This is a genomic window from Xanthomonas sacchari (genome assembly GCF_024266585.1).
Lineage (GTDB): Bacteria > Pseudomonadota > Gammaproteobacteria > Xanthomonadales > Xanthomonadaceae > Xanthomonas_A > Xanthomonas_A sacchari_C.
Map to the genome: position 1 here is coordinate 330834 of NZ_CP100647.1, position 24890 is coordinate 355723.

At 68.7% G+C, this 24890-nt stretch carries 15 protein-coding genes and 2 pseudogenes; 9 read left to right on the top strand and 8 right to left on the bottom strand.

Translation table 11 applies throughout. The annotated features are described in order from the left end of the window. Positions 1 to 17: 17 nt before the first annotated feature. Both NKJ47_RS01345 and NKJ47_RS01350 read right to left on the bottom strand, forming a co-directional pair. Entirely contained in the window at positions 18 to 767 is a 750-nt protein-coding gene (locus NKJ47_RS01345; protein ID WP_010341089.1) for an MlaE family lipid ABC transporter permease subunit, read from the bottom strand. After that, on the bottom strand, positions 767 to 1558 hold the full coding sequence (locus NKJ47_RS01350) for an ABC transporter ATP-binding protein (protein WP_254459791.1): 792 nt from the start codon (positions 1556 to 1558) through the stop codon (positions 767 to 769). The genes NKJ47_RS01345 and NKJ47_RS01350 overlap by 1 nt, the downstream gene beginning before the upstream one ends. A gap of 231 nt (positions 1559 to 1789) precedes the next feature. Between NKJ47_RS01350 and recC the strand changes: the two genes are divergently transcribed. From recC to NKJ47_RS01370, 4 genes are all read left to right on the top strand, one after another. Next, the gene (recC, locus tag NKJ47_RS01355) at positions 1790 to 5197 is read left to right on the top strand and encodes an exodeoxyribonuclease V subunit gamma (RefSeq protein ID WP_254459792.1); all 3408 of its coding nucleotides are present in this window, start codon (positions 1790 to 1792) and stop codon (positions 5195 to 5197) included. After that, on the top strand, positions 5194 to 9030 hold the full coding sequence (gene recB, locus NKJ47_RS01360; RefSeq protein ID WP_254459793.1) for an exodeoxyribonuclease V subunit beta: 3837 nt from the start codon (positions 5194 to 5196) through the stop codon (positions 9028 to 9030). The genes recC and recB overlap by 4 nt, the downstream gene beginning before the upstream one ends. Positions 9031 to 9294: 264 nt before the next feature. Beyond that, positions 9295 to 11274 (top strand): exodeoxyribonuclease V subunit alpha, encoded by a 1980-nt coding sequence (gene recD, locus NKJ47_RS01365; RefSeq protein WP_254459794.1) that lies wholly within the window; start codon positions 9295 to 9297, stop codon positions 11272 to 11274. A gap of 21 nt (positions 11275 to 11295) precedes the next feature. Further along, complete coding sequence (locus NKJ47_RS01370; RefSeq protein WP_254459795.1) at positions 11296 to 11826, top strand: virulence RhuM family protein; 531 nt, start codon at positions 11296 to 11298, stop codon at positions 11824 to 11826. Positions 11827 to 11873: 47 nt separating this feature from the next. On the opposite strand, the gene NKJ47_RS01375 is transcribed toward NKJ47_RS01370, so the two are convergent. Next, positions 11874 to 12206: a hypothetical protein gene (locus NKJ47_RS01375; RefSeq protein WP_254459796.1), complete on the bottom strand. Its 333-nt coding sequence runs from the start codon at positions 12204 to 12206 to the stop codon at positions 11874 to 11876. Between the two features lie 280 nt (positions 12207 to 12486). Here NKJ47_RS01375 and NKJ47_RS01380 point away from each other — a divergent pair, with 280 nt between their 5' ends. The 3 genes and pseudogenes from NKJ47_RS01380 to NKJ47_RS01390 all read left to right on the top strand — a co-directional run bounded on the left by NKJ47_RS01380 (position 12487) and on the right by NKJ47_RS01390 (position 13450). Beyond that, entirely contained in the window at positions 12487 to 12831 is a 345-nt protein-coding gene (locus NKJ47_RS01380; protein WP_254459797.1) for a type II toxin-antitoxin system Phd/YefM family antitoxin, read from the top strand. A gap of 3 nt (positions 12832 to 12834) precedes the next feature. Further along, positions 12835 to 13206, top strand: a complete 372-nt coding sequence (locus tag NKJ47_RS01385; RefSeq protein WP_254459798.1) for a type II toxin-antitoxin system RelE/ParE family toxin — start codon at positions 12835 to 12837, stop codon at positions 13204 to 13206. Positions 13207 to 13233: 27 nt separating this feature from the next. Further along, positions 13234 to 13450, top strand: a pseudogene (locus NKJ47_RS01390) (HigA family addiction module antitoxin). Between the two features lie 47 nt (positions 13451 to 13497). Here the strand turns inward: NKJ47_RS01390 and NKJ47_RS01395 are convergent. From NKJ47_RS01395 to NKJ47_RS01415, 5 genes and pseudogenes are all read right to left on the bottom strand, one after another. Beyond that, the gene (locus tag NKJ47_RS01395) at positions 13498 to 15402 is read right to left on the bottom strand and encodes an NACHT domain-containing protein (protein ID WP_254459799.1); all 1905 of its coding nucleotides are present in this window, start codon (positions 15400 to 15402) and stop codon (positions 13498 to 13500) included. A gap of 180 nt (positions 15403 to 15582) precedes the next feature. Next, positions 15583 to 16018 (bottom strand): annotated as a pseudogene (locus tag NKJ47_RS01400) (restriction endonuclease); the annotation flags it as partial. 572 nt (positions 16019 to 16590) lie between these two features. Then, the gene (locus tag NKJ47_RS01405; RefSeq protein WP_254459800.1) at positions 16591 to 17853 is read right to left on the bottom strand and encodes an alpha/beta hydrolase; all 1263 of its coding nucleotides are present in this window, start codon (positions 17851 to 17853) and stop codon (positions 16591 to 16593) included. A gap of 934 nt (positions 17854 to 18787) precedes the next feature. Further along, positions 18788 to 19693, bottom strand: coding sequence for a type II toxin-antitoxin system RelE/ParE family toxin (locus NKJ47_RS01410; protein ID WP_254459801.1), 906 nt, complete (start codon positions 19691 to 19693; stop codon positions 18788 to 18790). A 233-nt stretch (positions 19694 to 19926) separates the two neighbouring features. Then, positions 19927 to 22035: a methyl-accepting chemotaxis protein gene (locus NKJ47_RS01415; RefSeq protein WP_254459802.1), complete on the bottom strand. Its 2109-nt coding sequence runs from the start codon at positions 22033 to 22035 to the stop codon at positions 19927 to 19929. A 724-nt stretch (positions 22036 to 22759) separates the two neighbouring features. Here NKJ47_RS01415 and NKJ47_RS01420 point away from each other — a divergent pair. Both NKJ47_RS01420 and folE read left to right on the top strand, forming a co-directional pair. Continuing rightward, the gene (locus tag NKJ47_RS01420) at positions 22760 to 24109 is read left to right on the top strand and encodes an MFS transporter (RefSeq protein WP_254459803.1); all 1350 of its coding nucleotides are present in this window, start codon (positions 22760 to 22762) and stop codon (positions 24107 to 24109) included. 168 nt (positions 24110 to 24277) lie between these two features. Beyond that, complete coding sequence (gene folE, locus NKJ47_RS01425) at positions 24278 to 24877, top strand: GTP cyclohydrolase I FolE (protein WP_254459804.1); 600 nt, start codon at positions 24278 to 24280, stop codon at positions 24875 to 24877. Positions 24878 to 24890 lie beyond the last annotated feature (13 nt).

A 24890-nucleotide genomic window follows, 5' to 3' on the forward strand; every position in this document is an offset into this window, starting at 1 on the left:
TCCCGCGTTGGCGCCGCTCAGCGGAACAGCAGCGCCGACATGACGAAATTGAACATCAGCACCAGCAGTGAGGCGTTGACCACGGCGCGGGTGGTGGCCACCGAGGTGCCCTCGATGGTCGGCTCGGCATGGAAGCCGACATAGGCCGCGACCAGCGCCGCGGTGCCGCCGAACACCGCCGACTTGAGCATCGCCACGCCGAAGTCGTCCCAGAAATCCACGCTGCTCGACAGCGCCGACCAGAACGTGCCGCGATCCAGGCCGAGCGCGCCGACCGCCTCGAAATAGCTGGCGCTGATCGCCAGCGAGCAGAAGATGCCGGTCAGCAGCGGCACGGTCAGCACCGCTGCCCAGAAGCGTGGCGCCACCGCCTTGGCCACCGGGTCGATCGCCATCAGCTCCAGCGCCTTGATCTGGTCGGTGGCGCGCATCAGGCCGAGCTCGGCGGCGATGGAACTGCCGGCGCGGCCGATGAACAGCAACGCGGTCAGCACCGGCGCCAGCTCGCGGTACAGCGAAAGGCCGAGCAGGGTCGACAGCGCATCGGAGGCGCCGTAGGTCTGCAGCGTGCGGTAGCCCTGCAGGGTCAGCACCAGGCCGACGAAGGCGCCGCCCACCGCGATGATCGGCAGCGAGCGCGCGCCGACCTTGTAGATCTCGCGGATCAGCTCGGCCAGCAGGTCCCGGGTCGGCAGCGAGCCGCGCAGCACGGTGAGGAAGAACAGCCCGGCACGGCCCAGGGAACGGATCGGGGCAACGATGGCCATCAGGCGGCGCTCCGCGCGCGCTGCGGCGCATCGAACGGGATCGGGCCGTCGGGACGGCCGTGCAGGAACTGCTGCAGCAGCGGATCGGTGCTGGCCTGCAGCGCCTGCGGGGTGCCGGCGAAGACCACGCCGCCGTTGGCGATGGCCACGGCCTGGTCGCAGATCGGCAGGGTCTCGTGGACATGGTGGCTGACGATGATGCTGGTCAGGCCCAGGGTGTGGTTGAGCCGCTGGATCAGGCTCATGATCACGCCGGAGGCGATCGGGTCCAGGCCGGTCAGCGGTTCGTCGTAGATCATCAGCGGCGGGTCCAGGGCCAGCGCCCGCGCCAGCGCCACGCGCCGCGCCATGCCGCCGGACAGCTCGCGCGGCCACGCATCGGCGGCGGCCAGCAAGCCCACCGCGTGCAGCTTCAGCGCCACCAGCCGCTGCAACACCGGCTCGGGCAGGCGGGTGTGGGCGCGCAACGGCAGCGCCACGTTCTCGGCCACGCTCAGGTCGGTGAGCAGGCCATTGCCCTGCAGCAGCACGCCGATGCTCTTGCGGGTCTCGCGCAGCGCGCGGCTGCCGCGCGGCAGCGGCTTGCCGAAGACGTCCAGCGTGCCCGCCACCGGCACCAGTTCGCCGGTCAGCGCCGCCAGCAGCGTGGACTTGCCGCTGCCGGACGGGCCGAGCACCGCGGTGATGCTGCCGCGCGGCACACTCAGCGAGACGTCGCGCAGGATCGCCCGGCCGCCGCGATCGATGCGCACGCCCGACAACTGCACCAGATTGGGTTCGGAAGACGCCATCGCGACCTTTAACGAAAATACAACATGCTTAGGATTGATGCGTTCGGCTGAACTTAACCGAACTGGCCCGTCCAGTATTGTGGCACTGCTCACGCCCGTGTGCGCACCTGTCACCCATGCCCGTCTACGCAACAGCGTGTCGCGTTTAGCGGCGCTCCCGCCTCATCGAACGAGGCGATCCAGGTGGGTGAGCCGGCGCAGGTGGGGCGCATCCGGCACAATGCCCGGCACATGCCTGCCCCGTCCGCGCCCGATTTCCGGCTGTATCCGTCCAACGCGCTGGATACCCTGGCCGCCTTGCTCGCCGAAGAACTGCGCCGGCCGCCGCCGGAGCAGCCCTTGCTGGCGCCGGAGGTGGTGCTGATCCCGCAGGTGGCGATGCGGCGCTGGCTGCAATCGACCCTGGCCGCGGTGCATGGGGTGGCGGCGAACCTGGAATTCCTCACCCCCGGCGAGTTCGTCGCGCGCGCGCTGGAGCGCAATCTCGGCGCGGCGGTCGACGACCTGGACATGGCGACCATGCACTGGCGCCTGTACGCGGCGCTGCAGGGAGACCTGGGCAACGACGCGGCGCTGGCGCCGCTGGCCGGCTACCTGGCCGATGGCGATGCGCTCAAGCCGTGGAGCCTGGCCGGCGAGCTGAGCAACGTGTTCGAGAAGTACCAGGCCTGGCGCCGCGACTGGCTGCTGCGCTGGGAAGGCGGCGCCGACCCGGACGATCCGCAGGCGCGGCTGTGGCGGCGCATCGCCAGCGGCCGCGCCTACCGCGCGCGGCGCATCGGCCAGTACCTGGACCGCTACGCGCGCCCCGACGGGCCGTTGCCGCAGGGCCTGCCGCGGCGCCTGTTCGCCTTCGCCGTGCTCAACATTTCCCCGGACGTGCTGCGCGTGCTGGCCACGCAGGCGCGCGCCGGCACGCTGCACTTCTATCTGCCGACGCCGACGCAGGGCTATTGGGGCGATCTGCAGACGCTGTGGCAGCGCCGCCGCGATGGCGGGGCGGTGGACCTGTTCGCCGAGCAGGTGCAGGAGAACCCGCTGCTGCAGGCCTGGGGCGCGGCCGGGCGCGACTTCATGGCGTTGATTGGCGACTACGAAGTGGTGCATCCGCTGACCGAGATCGCGGTCTACGCCGATCCGCTGGAGTCGGGCCGGCGCGCGCTGGCCGACGGCGGCCTCGGCGACAGCCTGCTGCGGCGCATGCAGAGCGACCTGTTCCATCGCCGCGCACCGGCGCGGCCGACAGCGCTGGCCGCGGTGGACCGGCACGATCCCAGTCTGCAGGTGCACGCCTGCCACACCCGCCTGCGCGAACTGCAGGTGCTGCACGACCAGCTGCGCGCGCTGCTCGACGATCCGCGTTTCGAGCCGCCGCTGCAGCCGCGCGAGATCGCGGTGCTGTCGCCGGACATCGACCCCTACGTGCCGTACCTGGACGCGGTGTTCGGCGGCCACGCCGGCGACGACGCCTTGCCCTATGCGCTGGCCGACGCCAGCCCGCTGGCCAGCGAACCGCTGGCCGACGTCTTCCTGGCGCTGCTCGGCCTGCCGATCGCGCGCTTCGGCCTGCACGAGATCCTGGACCTGATCGCCAGCGCGCCGATCGCCGAGGCCGCCGGCCTGGACGAGGCCGGGCTGGACCGCCTGCGCGGCTGGCTGCACGCCGCCGGCGCGCGCTGGGGCCTGGACGCGGCGCACCGGCAGCGCCACCAGGCGCCGGCCGACGATGCCTATACCTGGCGCTTCGCCCTGGACCGGCTGCTGCTCGGCCACGCCAGCGGCGCCGAGGACGATATCGACGGCGTGGCGCCGTGGCCGCAACTGGAAGGCAGCGCGCTGGCCGCGCTGGACACGCTGCTGCGCCTGCTGCGCGTGCTCGACCGCCACCAGGCCGCGCTGGCCGAGCCGATGCCGCCGGCGCAGTGGCGCGAAGTGCTGCTGGGCCTGCTCGAGGCGCTGCTGCCGCAGAGCCCGTCGGCGCCGCGCCAGCAGCGCGCGCTGGAGCGGCTGCGCGCGCTGATCGACCAGTTCGCGCGCGACGCCGCCCGCGCCGACTACGCCGCCGCGGTGCCGGCCGAGGTGGTGCGCGCGCACTTCGCTGCGGTGCTGGGCGAATCGGACACGCGCGCGCCGCTGCTCACCGGCGGCATCAGCTTCGGCCGCATGGTGCCGATGCGGCTGCTGCCGTTCCGGGTCATCTGCCTGCTGGGCATGAACGACGGCGATTTCCCGCGCCGCGATCCGGCCGCCGGGCTCAACCGCCTCACCGCCGAGCTGGGCACCACGCGCCGCCGCCACGGCGACCGCTCCACCCGCGAGGACGACCGCTTCCTGTTCCTGCAGCTGTTCGCCTCGGCGCAGGAGGTGTTCTACCTGAGCTACCTGGGCGCCGACGCGCGCGACGGCAGCGTGCGCGAACCCTCGCCGCTGGTCGGCGAACTGCTGGCCTGCGCTGCCCACTACCACGCCGACCCGGCCGCGGCCGCGGCGCTGGTGGTGCGGCATCCGCTGCAGCCGTTCGCCGCCGCCGCGTTCGGCGCCACCGGTGCCGAGGATGCCGATCCGCGCCGTTTCAGCTACCGCCGGCAATGGCGGCCGGCGGTGGACAGCCTGGTCGGCCAGCGCCAGCCGCTGGCGCCGTGGATCGACGCCTTGCCGGCCGCGGCCGACGACGCGCTGCCGGCGCAGCTGTCCATCGACGACCTGCGGCGGCTGCTGGCCGATCCGGCCGGGCAGTTCCTGCGCCAGCGCCTGGGCCTGCGCCTGCCCGATCCGGCGCAGGCCGACAGCGACCTGGAACCGCTGCTGGCGCCCAGCCGCGGGCTGGACCAGTACGGCCTGCAGCAACAGGTGTTCGAGGCGGTGCTGCGCGAGGACACCGAGGCCCTGTACGAACGCCTGCGTGCGCGCGCGCTGCTGCCGTCCGGGCCGCTGGGCCGGCGCCAGCTCGACGAACGCGTGCGCCAGTTGCGCCCGTATGCCGAGGCGTTCCGGCAGTGGCGTGGCAACGAGGATCCGCCGCTGGCGCCGCGGCTGCAGGTGGACCTCGACGGCACCGCGCTGCACGGCCGCCTGCCGGGCTGGTACGCGCCCGGCGTGGCGCGCGTGCAGGTGGGCGCGTTGAGCGGGCGCAGCGCGATCCGCCACGGCCTGGAATGGCTGCTGCTGCGCGCCGCCGGCGAACGCGCGCCCTACGTGCGTTTCTTCGACCATGACGACAGCCTCGGTCCGCATCCGATGGACCGCGAACCGTTGCCCGCCGCCCAGGCGCAGCATGCGCTGGGCGAGTTGCTGCAGCTGTATCGGCATGGCCGGCAGGCGCCGCTGGCGTTCGCGCCGTACAGCAGCTGGAAGTACTACCAGGCCGCGCGCACCGGCGATCTCGACAAGGCGATCAAGGACGCCGCCGCGCAATGGCAGGCCGGTTTCGGCTGGAGCGAGGCGGACAGTCCGGAACTGCGCCTGGTCGGCCGCGGCCGCGACCCGTTCGCCGATGCGCAGCGCTTCGCCGCGTTCGCCGCCACCAGCCAGCGCGTGTTCGGCCTGCTGGAACAGGGCGACGCCGGCCCCGCGCTCGATCCCGAACGGCTGGCCGAAAGCTGGCAGCGCTGGCGCGGTACCCAGGAGGACGCCGAATGAGCGCCACGTCCGACCGCGACCCCTACCTGCAACTGCCGCTGCACGGCGTGCGCCTGATCGAGGCCAGCGCCGGCACCGGCAAGACCTTCACCCTGGCCACCCTGTTCACCCGCCTGGTGGTCGAACGCGGCCTGCGCCTGGGCCAACTCCTCGCCGTCACCTTTACCGAGGCCGCCACCCAGGAACTGCGCCGGCGCATCCGCGAGCGCCTGGCGCTGGCGGCGACGCTGGTCTCGGACACAGATGGAGGCCTCGTAGGAGCGGCTCTTGTCCCCTTTTCGGGATCAGCCGCGACCGACCCATCGCATCCAACGCCGCAACAAGACCCACCCGACGTCGCCCTGACCCGCGCCATCCTGACCGCGCACCTGGCCACCGGCAGCGAAACCCCGAACGCCCTGCGCCGCCGCCTGCAGCAGGCCGCCGAGGACATCGACCTCGCCGCCATCTTCACCATCCACGGCTTCTGCGCGCGCGTGCTGCGCGAGCACGCCCTGGAAAGCGGCCAGGCCTTCGCCGCGCCGCAGTTGCTCGCCGACGACCGCGAGTTGTTGCGCGACGTCGCCGCCGACCTGTGGCGGCAACGCGCCGCCGATGCGGCGATGGCCGAGGACCTGGTGGCGCTGTGGCCGGGCGGGCCGGACGGCATGGCCATCGATCTGCGCGAACTGGTGCGGCATCCGACCCTGCTGCCGGCCGCGCCGGTCTTCGCCGCCGAGGACGGCGCCGTGCTGCAGCAGGCCGTGCAGCGCGCCGGCGGCGCGCTGGCCGAGGCGTTCCGCACCCACGGCACCGCCTGTTTCGAGGCGATCGCCGCGGCGATCGAGGCCGGCGTGCTGAGCAAGGTCAGCTACAAGCCCGACTGGCTGACCGTGTTGTGGCACTGGCTGGACGCCTTCGCCGCAGCGCCGTCGGCGGACGCGCCGCCGCACCCGAAGCTGGTCAAGCTCACCGCCGCCGAACTGGCTGCCGGCACCAACAAGAAGCACGCCGAGCGCACCCCGGCCGCGCCGCTGGGTCACGCCATCGACGGCTACCTGGCCGCGCTGGCGCAGCTGGCGCACTGGCGCACGCAACGCCGCATCCGCCTGCTGCACGCGCTGCGCGCCGACGCGGCGGAACGCCTGGCCTATCTCAAGCGCCAGCGCCGCGTGCAGACCTACGACGACCTGGTCGAGGGCGTGGCGCGCGCGCTGGAAGGCCCGCACGGCGCCGCCTTGGCGCAGCGGCTGCGCGCGCAGTACGCGGTGGCCCTGGTCGACGAGTTCCAGGACACCGATGACCGCCAGTGGACGATCTTCCGCAAGGTGTTCGCCGCGGAGACGGCCGGCCCCGCCGCGGCACAGGACGATGCGGCGATCGCGCCATCGCTGTCCACAGCGGACGACACGCCGCCATTGTTGGCCCTGATCGGCGATCCCAAGCAGGCCATCTACGGCTTCCGCGGCGGCGACGTGCGCACCTACCTGGCCGCCGCCGCGGACGCCGAGCGCGCGCCGCCGCTGGCGCACAACTTCCGCTCGCGCCCGGCGCTGCTGGCTGCGATCGACGCGCTGTACGCGCAGGCCGGCTACGCCGACGCCTTCCTCACCGACGGCATCGCCTTCCACCCGGTGCAGCCGGGCAGCAAGCGCGTCGATGCCGACCTGCAGCGCGGCGGCATGCCGGCCCCGGCGCTGACCGTGTGGCGCGCACCGGAACCGCCGCCGCCGCCGGCCACCGCCAAGCCGGGCAAGCCCAAGCCGTGGAACGCCGGCCGCGCCCGCGAGCTGTGCACCGCCGCCTGCGTGGCGGCGATCCGCGGCTGGCTGGCCGAGGCCCGCGACGGCACTGCCACCTTGCTCGGCCGCCCCGTGCAGGCCGGCGACATCGCCGTGCTGGTGCGCAGCCACGGCGAGGCCACGCGCATCCAGCAGGCGCTGGCCGCCGCCGGCATCCCCGCGGTCGCCGCCGGCCGCCGCAGCCTGTTCGCCACCGACGAGGCGCTGGAACTGCTGGCGCTGCTGCAGGCCCTGCTCGACCCCGGCGACGACGGCCGCCTGCGCGCGGCACTGGCCACCGTGCTGATCGGCGAGGACGCCGCCGCCATCGCCGCGCTCGACCACGACGGCGAGCGGCACCGCCGCTGGCAGCAGCAGGCGCTGGACTGGCGCGAGCGCTGGCAGCGCGGCGGCCCGCTCGCCCTGATCGGCGACCTCGGCGCCGCGCACGGGCAACGCCTGCTGGCCCTGGTCGATGGCGAGCGCCGCCTCACCAACTACCTGCAGCTGGCCGAACTGCTGCAGGAAGCCGACACCCGCGCGCTCGGCCCGCATGGTCTGGTCGACTGGCTGGCGCGGCGCATCGCCAATGCCGACGACAGCGACGAAGCGCAGCAGCTGCGGCTGGAGTCGGACGCGCGCCGCGTGCAGATCGTCACCCTGCACAAGAGCAAGGGCCTGGAGTATCCGCTGGTGTTCCTGCCCTACGCCGGCATCGGCCGCAGCGAGCGCAGCCCCGGGCGCCACTGCGTGGTGCCTGCGCCGCAGGGCGGCCGCCAGCTGCAGTGGAACACCGGCCGCAGCGGCGGCGACGCCGATCCGGCCTGGGAGACCGCCGAAGCCGCGTGGAAACAGGAACAGCGCGCCGAGGACGCGCGCCTGCTCTACGTCGGCCTGACCCGCGCCGAGCACGCGCTGTGGATCGCCACCGGCGCGTTCCCGCAGCACGAGCGCACCGCGCTGGCGCCGATGCTGCGCGATCTCGACGCCTTGCAGGCTGCGGCCGGTCCCGGCGCCATCGCCATCGACAGCACCCCGCCGCCGGCGCAGTTGCCGCGCCTGCCGCCGGAGCCGGCGCCGCCGGTGCCGCCGGCGCGCGTGCCGCAGCGGCGCGTGCTGCCGGAGTGGTGGGTGTACAGCTTCACCCAGCTCGCCAATGCCGACGCCGGCAGCGACCCGATGGCCAGCGCCACCGTGCCCAGCAGCGGCGGCAGCGACGAACCCGCCGCCAGCGAATCGGTCAGCGCCGCGGTGGAGGTGGACATGGTCGACCGCCGCTTCGTCGGCAACCGCTTCGGCGTGGCCATGCACGACGTGTTCGAGCGCTGCGACTTCGCCGCCTGGCGCGACTGGCGCCCGGGCGCGCCGGCACCGGCCGGGCAGGCCAGCGCCATCGTCGAAGCCCTGCAGCGCGGCGGCTACGCCGAGGACGAACTGGAAGACGGCACCGCCGTGCTCACCGCCCTGGTCGGCAACACCCTCACCGTGGCGCTGCCCGAAGGCACCTGCCTGGCCGCGGTGCCGGAGGAGCAGCGGCGCAACGAAATGGAATTCCACTTCGCCATGCGCCCGACCCGCGTCGATGCGTTGCTGGCGCTGCTGCACCGCTTCGGCGTGGCCGGCGAGCGCCAGGCATTCGGCGCGCGGCAGCGCCTGGAGGGGCTGATGACCGGCCTGATCGACCTCACCTACCAGCACGACGGCCGCTGGTACGTGCTCGACTACAAGTCCAACCGCCTGCCGGCCTACGACCCCGACGCGCTGGCGCGGGCGATGGCGCACAGCGAATACACCCTGCAGGCGCTGATCTACACCGTGGCCCTGCACCGCTGGCTGCGCTTCCGCCTGGGCGAGGGCTATGACTACGCCCGCGACTTCGGCGGCGTGCGCTACCTGTTCTGCCGCGGCCTGGACGCCGCCCGCGACCCGTCGCCGGGCGTGCATGCCTGGCGCTTCGACCCGGACCTGATCGAAGGCGTCGACGCCCTGTTCGCCGGCACCCCGCTCGAGCCCCTCTCCCCTCGGGAGAGGGGTTGGGGTGAGGGTACGTCCGCTCACGGAGCCGCCCCGTGAGCCAATCCACCCACCTCCTCGCCGCCCTGCGCACGCCAGACCACGCCCTGTCCGCCAGCGCCCCGCGCAAGCCCCTCTCCCCCCGGGAGAGGGGTTGGGGTGAGGGTCCGTCCGCCCACGGAGCCACCCCGTGAGCCAATCCACCCACCTCCTCGCCGCCCTGCGCACGCCAGACCACGCCCTGTCCGCCGGCGCCCCGCGCAAGCCCCTCTCCCCCCGGGAGAGGGGTTGGGGTGAGGGTCCGTCCGCCCACGGAGCCACCCCGTGAGCCAATCCAACCTCCTCGCCGCCCTGCACCGCACCGGCACCCTGCGCACGCTGGACCACGCCTTCGCGCACAGCCTGGCCCGCCTCGACCCGGACACGCCCGACCTGGTCCTGGCCGCCGCCGCCCTGGCCTCGCTGGCCGTCGCCAGCGGCCACGCCGGCCTCGACCCGGCCCGCGCCAGCCTCCTGCTCGACAACCGCGATGGCGCCGCCCCCGCGCTGCCCACCGCGGACGACTGGACCCGCGCGCTGGCCGCCTCGCGCTGGGTCGCGCAGCCCGCCGCCGCGGACGCCGCCAGCGCCGACCGCCCGCTGGTGCTGGAACACGGCCTGCTGTACCTGCGCCGCTACCGCGAGTACGAGCGCCGCCTGGCCCTGGGCCTGCGCCGCCTGGCCGCGCAGCCGCTGCCGCACAGCGACCTCGCCGCCCTCGCCCCCCTGTTCGCCCAGCTCTTCCCTCTCCCCCCGGGAGAGGGTGCCCGCAGGGCGGGTGAGGGGACGACCGCCAACGCTCCATCAGACCGCCAGGCCCAGGCCGCCGCCCTGGCCCTGCGCCGCGCCCTGCTGCTGGTCACCGGCGGCCCCGGCACCGGCAAGACCACCACCATCGCCCGCCTGCTGCTGCTGCGCCTGGCCCAGGCCCGCGCCGCCGGCCTGCCGCCGCCGCGCATCGCCCTGGCCGCGCCCACCGGCCGCGCCGCCGAGCGCATGGCCGAGAGCCTGCGCGCCGCAGTGGCGCGCGCGCTTGCCGATGGCATCGACCCGGCCCTGGCCGAGGCGCTGCCGGCCGGCGCCAGCACCCTGCATCGCCTGCTCGGCGTCATCCCCGATCTGCCGCGCTTCCGTCACGACGCCGACAACCCGCTGCCGTTCGACCTGATCGTGATCGACGAAGCCTCGATGGTCGATCTGCCGCTGATGTGCAAGCTGGTCGAAGCCGTGGCCGACGGCGCGCAACTGATCCTGCTCGGCGACGCCGACCAGTTGCCCTCGGTGGAAGCCGGCGACGTGCTCGCCGCGATCCTGCAGGCCGCCGGCCCCGGCGACGCATTGCAGGCCGACGACGCCCAGGCGCTGCAGCCGTTGCTCGGCAACAGCGCGGTCGCACGCGACCACGGCGGCCTGGCCGGGCACCGCGTGCACCTGCTGCGCGGCTACCGCCAGGCCCAGGACTTCGCCCTGGCGCCGCTGGCCGACGCGGTACGCAGCGGCGATGCCGACGGCGCGCTGCGCCTGCTGCGCGACGGCCAGCTCGCCGGCGTGCGCTTCCACGACGGCGTCGACGACCCGCTCGCCGCCGGCGGCGACGCCCTGCTCGCGCACTGGCGCGCCCTCGGCGACGCCGACGATCCGGCGCAGGCCCTGCGCGCCGCCGCGCGCCTGCGCCTGCTCACCGCCGTGCGCGCCGGCCCGCAGGGCGCGCGCGGGCTCAACGCACGCATCGAACAGTTGCTAGCCGAGACCGCCAGCGGCGCGCGCCGCCTCGGCGCCGCCGCGCCCTGGTTCCACGGCCGCCTGCTGCTGATCACCGAAAACAGCTACCGCCATGGCCTGTTCAACGGCGACGTCGGCATCTGCCTGCGCGACGCGCAGGGCACCCTGGTCGCCTGGTTCGACGGCGCCGGCGACGGCCAGGTCCGCGGCTTCCACCCGGCCGCGCTGCCCGCGCACGAGAGCGCCTTCGCCATGACCGTGCACAAGGCCCAAGGCAGCGAATTCGACGAAGTCTGGCTGCAGCTGCCGGCCCGCGACGCCCGCGTGCTCAGCCGCGAACTGGTCTACACCGGCATCACCCGCGCCCGCCGCGCGCTGCACATCGCCGCCAGCGAACCGGTGCTGCGCGCCGCGCTGGCGCGGCATGCGGCGCGGATCTCGGGGCTGGCGTGGCGGTTGGGTGGGGCGGAGCAGCAACCACCGCCTGCAGCCGATATTCTTCCCGAACCTTCCGGCACGCCGATCCAGGGCGCGCTGTTTTGACGAGCCGCATCAGGAGCCGGCATGCGTAGCGACGACAAGGAAGCCTCCACCTCGGAGTTGATCCTGTATCGCAGCGAGGGTGCGCAGACGCGGATCCAGGTGCGGCTGGAAGGCGAGTCGGTGTGGTTGACGCAGGCGCAGATCGCGGAGCTGTATCAGACGACCCCGCAGAACGTCACCCAGCACCTCAGGACGGTCTACGAGGAGGGCGAACTGCGTGAAGAGGCAACATGTAAGGATTACTTACAAGTTCGCCAAGAGGGGACTCGGGAGGTGCGCCGGAACCTCAGGCACTACAACCTCGACGCCATCCTCGCCGTCGGCTACCGGGTTCGCTCCGCGCGCGGCACGCAGTTCCGCCAGTGGGCGACGGCGCGGCTGTCCGAGTACCTGGTCAAGGGCTTTGCGCTGGACGACGAACGGCTCAAGCGCGGGCCCGACGATGGCTATTTCGAAGAATTGCTGGGCCGCATCCGCGACATCCGCTCGTCGGAGAAGATGTTCTGGCGCAAGGTGCTGGACAGCTATGCCACGCCCCCAGCGACCTGCTGATGCGGGCAGGCCAGGCGAGCCCGGTGTTCGGGCCCGACGTCGCAGGACTACTTGGCCGGCACGCGCTGGTACTCGTCGCTGCCGGTGTTGAGGTGCCCATCGGCCTCGTCGATGGCGAAGTTCACCGTCTCGCCGTCGTTGGTCACCTGAAGCACGCCGTCCTTGTAGATGGCCGGGTAGCTCTCGGTCTTGGGCTTGCGGGTGAAGAAGCGGGGGGTGGTGTTGCGCACCATGAACGACTCCCCGTTGCGCTCGATGTCGATCGTGTCGTCCTTCGACTCCACGTTGACCCAGTGGCCGACGAACTTCTCGCCATTCACCCGGGCACAGCCGGTCACCAGCATCGCCGTGGCCAGCGCCGCCCCCATCCACTTCGTCATGTCCCCGCCTCCGGTGTTGGAATCGGGCGAGGATGCGGTGGGTTGGATGTATGGGAGGTCAAGAATGCGGGGAAGGTCTGACCTGCAGAAATCCGGCCGGCGGGGCTGGAGCGCCCGTAGGACTCAGGAGGAGGATGTCGGCTGAGGTGGCACGGGCTCATTCATTGCCAAGCCGCACTTATCTGCCACGTTCGCAGGAGTTTTCCTGTGCGCTGGCAGCAACACCATGCAGGTGATAGCCTGTACAGAATCCTGTAATCAATAGTGAAAGGAGCTTGCCATGGGCTTTTCCGTCAACGACGTGGTGCCTTTCACCCTGGCGCGCGCCAATCTTTCCGAACTGGCCGACCAGGCGAAGGCCGGCGCCGAGAAAATCATCACCAAGAACGGCGAGAGCTACGTCGCGCTGATCGACGCCGACCGGCTGGACTACTACCACCGGCTCGAGCGCGAGCGCATCCACCTGCTGTTGCTCGACGATGCGAAGCGCGGCTTGGCTGACATCGCCGCCGGCCGCACGGTCGATGCCGATGCCGCTATCGACCAACTGCAGCAGCGGCGCGCGGCCACCAAGGCGCCTAATCCCGCGGACCCCGGTAAGCGGGCGACCAAGAAGCGGGGTTGACCCTTGCATCGCGTCGAACTGACGGAGAGCTTCCTCGCGTGCCTCGACGCGATCGAAACGTTCCTGCTGGATGCCGATGCCGCTGCGGCCTTTGATGACCTGCTCGCCGAATTGCGGGCGGCCGTGATCCCGAACCTGCAGCGTTTCCCGCGCATCGGCCGGCCCTACCTGGACACTCCGCCGCAATCGGCCGAGGCGCTGGCGCAACTGGCCGCATTGCCGGCGGGAATGCCTGATGCGTTGCGCATCTACCTGCACGGCGACTACGTGATGCTGTACACGGCGGTTGAGGCATCCGCCACCGTGTATTTGCTCTCCATTCGCCACCACCGACAGCTTTCGTTTGATTTCGCTGGACTGTGGAGCGGCGGGTGAGGATGCACATATAGCGCATTCCGACTCATGTTTCCGGCGCGACTAGCTTCTCGTCCCGCTGGCATCAGCCAAAATTCACTTGTTCACGACACCGACGTACCGCCGCGCCGCATCACAAAGTCGTGCTGGGCAAGCGTTGCATCACCCCGACATCGCTGTGCGCTTTGCCGCGGGACTGGGCACGACCGAACGCTTTTGGCTGGGTCTGCAGGCGGATTACAAACTGGAAGAGGCTCATCGTTAGCTTGGTGATCTGCCTAAGCGGATCGAGCGGTTCCTCAGACTGAGACTTCAAAAGTCGTCAAGTACTGAACGCGCAAGCGACAACTCCCTACGATTCTTTGATTCTGCAAGTTCATCTACCACGTCTTTGCTAATGCTGTGCAGCACGGCTGCTGCTTCTACATACTTTATAGAACCGATCTTCTTTAGGAAATCGATAAAATTTGGCATTGTGTCATTAACGTGGCAGTCTGAACTTCCAAGTATTTCCGGCCATTTTTGGATGCTTGTAGCCCTGTCTTCTCTTTTGTAGGCCGGGAACATTTTCTTGTCAATTATTGAGATCAATAAAAATCTTGTGCCAAAATCTTTTAATACTGTGACTATCAAAAATGATGTTTTTTTGCCGATGGACATTATTGCGCGCCGCCCATCAATATCAACGCCAAATCTTTCAAGGACTAATGATTTTGCTGATTTGAATTCATATTTTTTTGTGACATTTGCTATGTAGTAAATGTCAACGGCACAAAATACTGATGCAAGTTCAAAGTTTCCTTCTACGCCAGCTATCTCGCTGATCGAAGAGAGGAGAGGGGAGATGCATAAAGTGCGCATCAGCCCAAGATCAAATTCTCCAAAAAATCTGAATATTTCTCTGTACTTTTCCGCCTCGGTGCTAGAAAACATTTTTTTAATCAGGTCGTCGCGCAAATTTGCAGTATCTGTCAGTATATATTGGGACGCAAAATACTCCTGGAACGATTTGTGTGCCCATTTAATTTCAAGCCCATCTCTTTGAAAGAGTGGGACGGCTTTTAAGATGTCCTGAAGAACTCTTTTGTAGTCCACCTTAATATCAGCTCTAGCAAGTGCCTTTTTTATAAAAACCAGCAACTCTTCGGTACTATAAGAAACACGTCCTGATCTGAACGTTTCGAACCCAAGTGATCTCAACAACTTGTGAAAATCCTCGGAGTCCAGCCCGCACTCCTTGGATCGAGAATACGCGTCACCCTTAGCTAGATCGTGATCCTGGAATAGAGCATCGTAAACTTGCCTGAAGAAAATAGTTCTTTTCGGCGGAACCGAGTTGCGGTGATCAAAAGCGCGATAAAGGAGCGTGACCAAAAGTGGATTACCTAAAAAATCTCCAACGTTTGCCTCATCAATCCTAGGAATCAGTAGTTTATCCAAGCCTCGTCCTGCGTCATATCTCCTTATTAACGAGTATGCCTGTTCACGGCCAAGTTTCCGTATGCTAACCTGGAAAAATTCAGGAAAAAGCGAAATTGAATACTCCGGGCGCGACGTAAGAATAAAATAACAAAATTGAAACCGCGCCGAGATATCATTAATTTCTGTTACTAGTTTCGGGCGTAGGCTTTCCTCGACTTCATCAAATCCATCAAGTACAAATATAAAGTTCCCGCTGTGGAATAGATCAATTAAGGCATCTGCTTCTGGAGTTCCTTCGATGAATCCTGCGAGCTCTTCGCAAAGACACTGCAGGATACTGTGGCTAGATCTAATTCTCCGCAGTTCTATTAAGAGTGGTATGCCTTTTTCTTCTATTATTGATTTTCTAACGATGTGCTTCGCAAGCGTGGATTTTCCCATCCCAGCATCGTCAGTTATAGCGATGCATCTATTCTTTTGAAATAGAGCTATTGGATATCCTGTGACCTGTAAAGAAAAACGATGACTGGTGGCCTCAAGGGTAAGTGGTTCGTACATTTCTTCAAAAGCGAGAACTCCACCTGTGTTCGCAAATGTTGAAACGTACCTTGTTTTGAACTCAATTATTTTTACATATTTAGATAAGCGCTTTTTAATGGAAGCCTCGGATCTTTTTGAGTTCATCCCTCGTAAATATGGGGTAATTACGTTGTCTATGAAGTTCTTAACTGCGGCTGACGTGGCCCCCTTCACTGCGGCTCCCGTCATAAGTACACCTAGGCTCTCTCCTGGCATAAATATACCTTGTAGTTTTAAAATATAAATTGGATTCTCATGATCTTGACAAATTCTCGGCAGAAAGTTAATTATTCGAGCAAAATTTTCATTGCTACATTTATTTATTAGCTGTCACATAAACTTTCGCACTACGTGCACTTGGCCGACTGATAGTAATTTAGAAAGTATGGTTCAATGCTTGCATTGCACCAGTGTGCGGCGGCCGTCCTTGCGCAGGATCAGGTCGATACCGCCGTCGGCGCCGCCGAGGCCGGTTTCTTCTACCGCGTAGCCCTGGCGGCGGAAGGCTTCGCCTACAAGGAGTTCGAGCTGACGCCAGCCGCCGGCGGCCAGGCTTTCCAGGGGTGTCCAGCAGGCGGCGGCGGTGCCGCGCCTTGAGGAACGAGGCGAGCGCTGCCAGCCAGCAGAGCAGCAGCAGGATCCACGCCAGGGGAGCGAATGCGCCTTCCGATTGCTGGGCGATGGCTTGCGGCAACGCACCGTCGTGGCGGGAGAACCACCAGGGAATGCCATCGCGCACAGCGAGGAATCCAGCGATGCCGGCCACGAGCCCGAACGGCCACGGCAACGCCGCCAGCGTGTCGAATCCTGTCTTTCCCCGTTTGCGTCCCATGCGACCCCCGTCACGGAACCGACCATAGTCCTGTGCGTGCCCGATGTCTGTACTGCGAACTGCGCCGTCTACAAATCGAGACACAGTTCGCTCTACGGGCAGGGGAGTTGGTCTCGTGACTGGCGGCCAGGCCGGCCGTGCTGATCCGTAGCGCGGTGTGTGCCCAGCGCCCGCTCGCACGCCTGCCTGCCGCCCGTCGTCGCCTTCCATGGAGCCGGCATGGAGCCGGCGAAAGCACCTGTCGATATTGTCGCGTGGAGCCGGCGTCGGCCCGGGACGATCGCCAGGCATGTGGGACTCTGCGACAGCCTGAGTATGCACGGCTGGCCTCGCCTCGCCGCTCTGTGTCGTCCGGATGCCTGTCGCCAGCCTCCGCGTATCCGCAGTGGACTAGCTACGCATAACGCGCAGTCGTCACCGTCGCTAACTTCGCTGCCGGACACCGGCAGGGTGTGCAGCCCCTCCCGCGCAGAAAAAAGCCGCCACGCCTGCGCCCAGGCGTGGCAGCCAGCGGGACGGACGTTCGCAGGCGCCGGGGGAGGAGTGCGCCTGCGCTGTCGTCCGCCGCGACCTCAGCGAAGTTTGTCGAACAGTTGCTGGCGCACGGCGATGGTGCAGGCTTCTTCGGTGAACAGGTGCTCCAGCGCGCTGTTGTCGCTGGGCTTGCCGGTGCCCAGGTCGAGTACGGTCGCCTGGTGGCTGCCACGGGCCTGGAACGCGGCGATGGCGGTGGTGGCGTTCTTCAGCGGCACGGTGGCGTCGTTGTCCGAGCCGCACAGCAGGGTCGGGGTGCGCGGCGCCCAGTCGAGCAGGTCGTTGCGCTCCAGGTCGCGCAGGAACGCATCGTTGGGGTTGCTGGCGAAATCCTTGTAGAAGCCGGGCTGGAAGTACTGGCGGATCTTGTCCACGCCCGGCAGGGTGTTGCCGAGCACCAGGTCGGTCAGGCTCTGCTTGCCGGGGAACAGCGCCTCCACCTGCTTGGCCCAGGGATCCTGGAATACCTGCGACGGGTCGAGGTAGATGTTCTTGTAGGTGTGCTGCATGCCGATGATGGCGTAGCTGGCCAGCACGATGCCGAAGGTGTTCTCGCCCACGGCGTTGCGGCCGCTCCAACTGTCGCGGAAGGTCTGGCTGAGCGCGTAGGGGCCGGAGATCGGCGCGCTGGCGACCAGGTTGAACTCGTTGGACAGGTGCGCCTCGATCTCGCGCTGGGTCGCCATGGCGGCATGCCCGCCCTGCGAGTAGCCGGTCAGCATGACCTTGCCCGACAGCGGGGTGTTGAGTCGCTGCAGCACCTGGCGCGCGGCGCGCAGGGCATCGATGGTGGCGCTGGCTTCGGACGCGGCGTGCAGGTAAGGGTGGAATGCATAGGTGGAGCGGCCGATGCCCAGGTAGTCGCTGCTCACCACCACATAGCCCTGGGTGGCGAGGTGGGTGACCATGGTCTCGTCGCCCTTGGCGTCGCGGATCTCCTTGGCCTGTTCGGCGCGACGCTGCGACTCGGTGCCCTGGCTGTAGCTCACCAGCGGGTAGGGCCCGGGGCACTGGCTGCCGCCCGGCACCAGCAGCGCGGCCGAGGCGGTGGTGGGTTCGCCATTGACGCCGATGGTGGCGTAGGTGAACTCGGCCACGCGCACGTCGCACTTGGCCTGGTCGGGGGATTGGTCGTTGGCCAGCAGCGTGCCGATCGCCTGGCGGGTGTAGCTGGTCAGGACATTGCTGTTGAGCACGGTGCCGCGTGCCGGTGCCGCCGTGGCGGCGATGGGCAACAACGCGCCCGCGATGCCGATGAGGGAAAGTGCGCGCAGCGCCAGCCGATTCCGCTGTGTGGCCATGGAAACATCCTCGCAATGATTCCCGGTCGCCCGGGGGTGGGGGAGGGCGCAGACGCTACTATGTCGTCCGCATTATTTTCGCGACACAGCGAGAGAATGTTTATCCACGGTATTGATTCGCATCGCACGTGACGGCATTGCGCGCCATGGCGCGCTGGGAAAATCGGCGATGCGTCGGTGCCGCGACGTGCGGCGGGCCACAGTGGTGAAAAGGAAAGAATGAAAAATCCGCATGGAATCGCTGGAATCCAGCCGAATTCGGCGGTTTCGGCAGGCCAGGTGCTCGACACAGGCATTTGTCTACGTTTCTGAAGCGGAATTTTCAGGAGTAAATAATCATGGTTTTAAGATAATCAGGGCGCGGCACCAGATAATCGTGTGGTGTTTTGTCGATTGCTGTCCGCTGCCGTGGGTGAAGTGTGCGGTGCCAGGACAGGAGCAGGACACGTCGATGTCGTGCGCGTCACGGCGTGCCTTTGTGGGAGGGACTTCAGTGCCGACTGCACTGAGCCCGAATGCGGCAGTGGCTTCACTCGTCGCGGCTGAAGCCGCTCCCACAGGAGCGAAGCCCTTGCCGCTCGTGCAAGTGCTGGCGGCAGCGCCGCAGGCGGGCAACCTTTTTGGGGAGGGATTTCAGTCCCGACTGTACTAAGCCCGGATGTGCCAATGGCTTCACTCGTCGCGGCTGAAGTCGCTCCCCCAGGAGCGAAACCCTTGCCGCCCGTGCAAGTGCTGGCGGCAGCGCCGCAGGCGAGTATCCCTTGTGGGAGGGACTTCAGTCCCGACTGCACCGAACCCGGATGCGGCAGCGGCTTCGCTCGTCGCGGTTGAAACCGCTCCTACAGTCGGCGCTTCGCGTGGGGGCGCGTGCACGTGCTGAGGTCAGGGCCGACCGCCGGTCACTCCTGGTCATCGATGGCCAGCGCACGCTGGCTCAGCGATACGGCCCCGGCCCGCGCCAGACCAGTTCGCCCTGGTGGTAGACCTGCAGCATGGTGATGACCTGGCGGGCGTCGCCGATGTCCTTCAGTTCCGGCGAGTCCGGCGGCAGCGCGCGGCACTTGCCGGAGCCGCGGGTCAGGGCGATCTCCAGCGGGCAGACCATGCGGTACGCGGTGCCGGGCAGCAGGATGAAAAGCTCCTTCATGCCCTGCTGCTGCCAGGCGCGCAGCTGGCTCTCGCTGCCCAGGTCGTAATAGACCAGGTAGCCGCCGACCTCCAGGCTGGGCTGGGAGGCGTCCATGTCGTGGCGGTTGCCGCGGCTGCCGGGGCCGGCGGCCAGGCCGCTGTTGTCCGGGGCGGTGTCGGTGTCGAGCGCGCCGGGCGGGCGCCCGGTCCAGGTCTGCGGGCGCCGCTCGGTCGGCGGCGGCGGGTTGCTGTCGGCGGTCTGCGCCGGGCTCGGCGCCGGGGCGTCCGCGGGCGGGGTGGGCGCCGGTGGTGCCGGACGCGGCTGCGGCACCGGGGCCGGTGCGGGCGTGTCCGCCGCTTTCGGGGTGTCGGCGCGATCGGGCGGCGGCACCGGGTCGTCGGACTGCGCGACCAGGGTGGATTGCACGGTGGTGGTGGCGCGGGTGCGCTTGGGCGCGGCGGACGCCGGCGGCGGGGTCGGCTTCGGAGGGACCGGCCGCACCGGTTTGTCGCTTTCGCCGAGGAAATCCACGCGGATCCGGCTGCCGCCGGCCGCGCCCTGCGGCGTGGACATGGTGGGCTTGGCCGCGTACAGCAGGGCGAGCGCCATCAGCACGTGCAGCAGCGCGCTGAGCAGCCAGGCGATCCAGCGCTGCCAGCGTTCGCTGCGGGTTTCGGCGGCGACGGGCGCGCGGTGCGACGCGCGGCTCATGCCGTCGCGGCGGCGTCGGGGAGGCCAACCATCATGCGGTTCCGGGGAGGGGGCAAACGTGGGAAGCCGCCATCGTACCGCTTGCGCCAGCGCCGGCCATGGCAGCCGATGCGATGATCGGCATCGGCCGACACCTGCCGTTCACGCGCTGGTGGGCCGGCCGGCCCGCGGCCACCGCCGGCCGGCCGCGGCACGCACCGGCGGAGGTGGCGCGGCGCCGCCGCACCGTGCGGTCAGACGTAGGCGCCGACCTTGAACACTTCCACCGCCTGGGTCAGCTGCGCCGACTGCTCCTCCAGCGAACGCGCCGCGGTGCTGGCCTCTTCCACCAGCGCCACGTTCTGCTGGGTGGTCTCGTCCATGCGCGCGATGGTCTGGTTGACCTGCGCGATGCCGTTGGCCTGCTCGCGCGAGGCGGCGGAGATCTGGCCCATGAGGTCGGTGACATGCTGCACGCTGGCCACCACCTGCTCCATGGTGGCGCCGGCCCGGTGCACCAGGGTGGCGCCGTGGGCCACGCGCTGCACCGAGTCGTCGATCAGGGTCTTGATCTCCTTGGCGGCGCCGGCGGAGCGGTGCGCCAGCGTGCCGACCTCCGCGGCCACCACCGCGAAGCCCTTGCCCTGCTCGCCGGCGCGCGCGGCTTCCACCGCGGCGTTGAGGGCGAGGATGTTGGTCTGGAAGGCGATGCCGTCGATCACCGCGATGATGTCGGCGATGCGCTTGGAGGCGGCCTGGATACCGTCCATGGTCTCCACCACCTGGCCGACCGCATCGCGGCCTTCGCCGGCTACGCCGGCCGCGCCCAGCGCCAACTGGTTGGCGCGCTGGGCGTGCTCGGCGTTCTGCTTCACCGTGGCGGTGAGTTCCTCCATCGAGGCGGCGGTCTGCTCCAGGCTGGCCGCCTGCTGCTCGCTGCGCTTGGCCAGCTCCTGGTTGCCGCTGGCGATGTCCTCGGCGGCGAAGCCGATGCTGTTGGTGGTGCGCTGGATGTGCGCGACGATGTCGGTGAGGCGGTGCACGGTGCTGTTGGCGTCGTCGCGCATAGCGGCGAACACGCCGTGGAAGTTGCCGCTCATGCGCACCGTGAGGTCGCCGTCGGCGATGCAGCGCAGCAGCATGGAGAACTTGGCCAGGTTGGCGTCGGCGGTGGCCATCATGGTGTCGAGGTTCTCGACCATGGCGCGGAAGGCGTGCTCGAACTGCTGCGGCTGGCCGCGGTGGGCGAAGTCGCCGGCGCAGGCGGCTTCGGCCAGGGTCTGGATCTGCACGTTGATCGCATGCAGGTTCTGCTTGACCTGCCGCATCGCCGTGGTGATCGCGGCCTTCTCGCCGGGGTAGTGGGCGATGTCCTGGCTGAGGTCGCCGATGGCGTAGCGGCCCATCACCTCGGTGATGCGCAGCTGGGTCTGCACGTGCGCATCCACCAGGGCATTGGTGTCGGCGACCATGCGCCCGTACTCGCCGGGGAAGCGCTGCGCGTCCATGCGGTAGCTGATGGCGCCGGCGTCGTGGCGCGCGGCCATCTCGCGCTGCGCGGAAATCACCTCGTGCAGGCGCCGCTGCATCTGCTGCATGGCGCGCAGCAACTGCCCGGCCTCGTCATGGGTGGTGGCGGCGTCCGGGCTGCTCAGGTCGCCGGCGCCGATGCGCTCGGCCAGGCCCAGCGCCTGCCGCAGCGGGCGGACCACGCGGCGGGTGAGCAGCAGGGCGATCAGCGTGCCCAGCAGCAGCGCCAGCACGGTGCAGCCGATCATCAGCAGGGCGAAGCCGCGCGCGGTGGCCATCGCCTCCCTGGCGGCCTGGCGGTTCTTGGCTTCCTGCAGGTCGATGAAGGCGTTGATGCTGGCCAGCCAGTCGACGAAGGCCGGGCGCGCCTGCTGCAGCAGCAGCGCCTGCGCCTGCACGGTGTCGCCGGCGTCGCGCAGGCGCCGCACCTGCGCGATCAGTGGCATGGTGCGCGCTTCGATGCCCTGGATGCGCTGCAGGATGGCCTTCTCCTGCGCATCGCTGGAGGCGGCGAGCAGGGCGTCGAGCGGCTGCGCGGCACGCGCGTAGTCGGCGGCCAACGTGTCGATGGTCCGCTCGGTCGCCTGCCGGCTGGCCGGGTCGTCCAGCAACACCACGTCGCGCAGGGCGATGGCGCGGTCGTGCACGCTGCCACGAAAGTTGATCGCGTAGCGCTGCTTGACGCTGTTGACCTGATTGATCGCGGTCAGGCGCCGGTCGATGCTGTGCACGCGCTGGATGCCGACGACGGTGAGCAGAACCATCAGCACGATGAGGGTGAGAAAGCCGAGCGCCAGGCGCTGGCCGATGCGCAGATGCGAGAGGACGTGCATGGGGGAATGGGGGTGGGGGAAGGAGAAGGATCGACGGTGGGTGACGGCGGATGGGCCGGCGGGTTGCCGGTGTCCACCAGACCGATCCGGCATCTGCCGTTCCGGAACCCGCAGGGATAACGGCGACGCGCGGGCGAACTGAAGGCATGGCGCCGAACGGCACGATGCCGAAGGCGCGGAACGTGACGCGCAACCGGTCTACGGCGGCAATGGTGGCTTGCGCGGCCGCGACCGGCCCGCGCGCGGCGCACGCCTGACCCGCGGCACCGCCCGTCGCTGTCCGCTTCCTCACCGGCGCTGCCGCGGCGCCCGTGCAGGTGCAGCATGGCCTTGCCGGTGCCCGGTGCTATGGTCCCTGCATGACCGGTGCCGCCGACCCGATCCGCTTCCAGGCGACCTTGTCGCGTCCGCCCGCGCATCTGCCGGCGTGCGGCCTGGAATCCGCTGACCGCAGTGGCACGGCGCGTCGGGAGCGTCTGGCGCGGTGCGCGCAAGCAGGCGCGCACCGCGTGTCGGGCGCATCGCCGACACCTGCGACATGCCCGCGTCAGGCAAGCGACGGGTCTGCCGTTTTGGTCGTGCTGGCAGGTCCGGCCCTCCCTACGCCGCGCCGCCGGCGCAACGAGCGCGATGGTGCGCCTGTGCCTGGCGTGGCCGCCGTCGCGACAGCATCCTCGCAAGCGCCTGCCTATACTCCGCGCCGTCCATCCAAGAGGCCCACCGCATGAGTGCATCCACCGCTCCGTCCTCCGCCGCCGCACCGGGCAGCCTGCGCCGCTCGGTGTCCAACACGCTCAAGGGTTCGGCCGGCAACCTGGTGGAGTGGTACGACGTCTACGTTTACTCGGTGTTCGCCACCTACTTCGAATCGCAGTTCTTCTCCAAGGAGGACAAGAACGCCACGCTGTACGTGTGGGCGATCTTCGCGGTGACCTTCCTGATGCGCCCGATCGGCGCCTGGTACTTCGGCCGCTTCGCCGACCGCTACGGTCGGCGCCTGGCGCTGACGGTGTCGGTGTCGGTGATGGCGGCGTGCTCGTTCCTGATCGCGGTGACGCCGACGGTCGCCAGCATCGGCGCCGCCGCGGCGGTGGTGCTGGTGCTGGCGCGGCTGCTGCAGGGCTTCGCTACCGGCGGCGAGTACGGCACCAGCGCCACGTACATGTCCGAGGCGGCGGTGCCGGGGCGGCGCGGCTTCCTGTCCTCGTTCCACTACGTCACCCTGGTCGGCGGCCACGTGCTGGCGCAGGCGGTGCTGCTGGTGATGCTGCACTTCTTCGACAAGGGCCAGGTCTCCGAATGGGGCTGGCGCGTGGCCTTCGGCCTGGGTGGTATCGGCGCGCTGGTGGTGTTCTGGCTGCGGCGGACCATGGACGAATCGCTGACCGCCGAATCGATCGCCGCCGCCAAGCATGGCGGGGCCAAGGCCGCCGGTTCGCTGCGCGAGCTGTTCGTGCACCAGTGGCGCCCGCTGCTGCTGTGCTTCCTGATCACCGCCGGCGGCACCGTGGCGTTCTACACCTACTCGGTGACCGGGCCGAAGATGATCCAGACCGCCTTCGCCGGCGACGACGTCATGGCCGGCACCCTCATCAACCTGGCCGCGCTGATCGTGCTGATGCTGATGCAACCGGTGGGCGGCTGGCTGTCGGACCTGATCGGGCGCAAGACCCTGCTGGTGATCTTCGGCGTCGGCGGCGTGCTCTACACCTGGTTCCTGGTGCTGGAGCTGCCGCGGCAGAGCGACTGGCTGAGCGCGTTCGCGATCCTCACCGGCGGCTTCGTCATCCTCACCTGCTACACCTCGATCAACGCGGTGGTGAAGGCCGAACTGTTCCCCACCCACATCCGCGCGCTGGGCGTGGGCCTGGGCTACGCGCTGGCCAATTCGGCCTTCGGCGGCACCGCGCCGCTGCTGTACCAGGCCTCGCTGAAGACCGGCCACGTCACCACCTTCGTCTGGTACGCCACGGCGGTGATCGCGGTGTCGCTGCTGGTGTACGTGTTCTTCCTGACCAACAAGGGCAGCAACTGGCTGGACCACGAAGGCGAGATGCACGCGCGCCGGCGCTGACCGGCGCGATTGCGGCCCGGGCGGTGCGTGCGCCGCCCGGGCGCGGACCTGGGGGACGCTGAACGGCGCACCCCGCGTGGGCCGGGTCGCCCCGCCGCGGCGGGGCCGCACATGCGGCGGCTGCCAGGCGACTCGGGTACCATGCAGCCCCCTTACGGGCGTTCCCCCATGGCCGATTCAGACAACACCCCCTCCTCCCCGGTGACCCAGGCGCAGGCCGAAGACGCGGTGCGCACCCTGTTGCGCTGGGCCGGCGAAGACCCCACCCGCGAGGGCCTGCTGGACACCCCGCGGCGGGTGGCCGAGGCCTACGGCGACTGGTTCAGCGGCTACCGCGCCGACCCGCGCGAGTACCTGCTGCGCACCTTCGAGGAAGTGGCCGGCTACGACGAACTGATCGTGCTGCGCGACATTGAATACGAAAGCCACTGCGAACACCACATGGCGCCGATCATCGGCAAGGTCCACGTCGGCTACCTGCCGCGCGGCAAGGTGGTGGGCATCAGCAAGCTGGCGCGCGTGGTCGAGGCCTATGCGCGGCGCTTCCAGGTGCAGGAGAAGATGACCGCGCAGATCGCCCAGTGCATCCAGGACGTGCTGCAGCCGCTGGGCGTGGGCGTGGTGGTGGAAGGCGCGCACGAGTGCATGACCACCCGCGGCATCCACAAGCGCGGCGTCAGCATGGTCACCTCGAAGATGCTCGGCACCTTCCGCGAGGATGCGCGCACCCGCGCCGAGTTCCTGCGCTTCATCGAGCGGGCGCGCTGAGTCTTGCCGATGC